Source organism: Rhodococcus sp. T7, assembly GCF_009872365.1.
In the GTDB taxonomy this organism is placed as follows: Bacteria; Actinomycetota; Actinomycetes; order Mycobacteriales; family Mycobacteriaceae; genus Rhodococcus_F.
Genome location: NZ_WXYH01000250.1, coordinates 1 through 1,045, shown reverse-complemented (window position 1 = coordinate 1,045; position 1,045 = coordinate 1). Strand labels below are relative to the sequence as shown.

The 1,045-nt window shown below is 66.3% G+C and carries 1 pseudogene; it reads right to left on the bottom strand.

Annotated elements, in window-relative coordinates:
- Positions 1 to 1,045 (bottom strand): annotated as a pseudogene (locus MLGJGCBP_RS22040) (tyrosine-type recombinase/integrase); the annotation flags it as partial.

The following is a 1,045-nucleotide window of genomic DNA, read 5'->3' as shown; positions in this document are numbered from 1 at the left end:
ACCGGGATCCGCAGCCGTGGATGCCCGCCCGGATAGGTGTCGAGGCAATCCCAGGTCAGTCGGCGGATTTCGTCGCGGCGGGCGCCGGACCACCGCAGCAACAACAGCGCGGCCCTTTGTAGCGGGTCGGCCAGGTCGTCGACCGCGGTCATGATCGCGTCGAGTTCGTGTTGCGGAAGATACCGGGGAATCGACTCCGGGCGCCGGGGTGTGTCACGAGAGGTCAGCAACGGTCGCCCTGGCACCTCCGCCCATCCCCAGACCGCGGTGTCGCGGCAGAACCCGGCGATCGCGTTGAGTTCGTGCTTAACCGTGGTCGTCGCCAGCGGCAGACCGGTGTGCTGACTCGGACAGGTCGGCAGCCACCGCATGTACTCCTCGACGATGGCGCGATCAACCTGGGCGAAACTGTGGACCTGCGGGTGATTTTCGCCGAGCCAGTTGACGAACCGGCGCAGAGCCTGCCGGGCGTTGTGCACTGTCTGCGGGCGATCGAGCTTGGCGTCGAGCCGCAGTTGTAGGTATCTCTCGATGACCGCCCTGATTTTGGGCGGACACGGTTCGGGGAGCAATCGGTCGGTCCAGTTTTCGATCGTTCGCGTGCCGATGCGCGGCGCTGTGGTGACCTGGCCGAGGTTGTACAGCAGCACGTGGGTGGCGTGCAGGTTCGCGAGGTGATTGCGGAGGAACCCGCGGTTGGCGTCCGGGTCATCGTGAAACTGGCCGTTCGCGAACAGGGTCCGGCGCAGAACATTGAAATCGTCGCGTGCGGCGAAGTCGCGGATGGCTGACCCGAATGCGAACAGATCGGCGGCGGTGATCGCGGTCAGGTCGGGGTCGCCGCGGTGGAGCATGACCCGGCCCAGGCACCACGTCAGACTGTTCCGGGCCTTGGCCGGGGAGTGGCCCAGTTCGGTCAGTCGCGCGACCCACTGCTCGAACAGTACGAGATCGACGCCGAGGCCGGAGCTGCCGCTGCGCCGGTCCAGCAGACGTGCGTACTTTCGGCCGAGAAGGAAGTCGAAGTCCAGGCCAACCCCTTGCA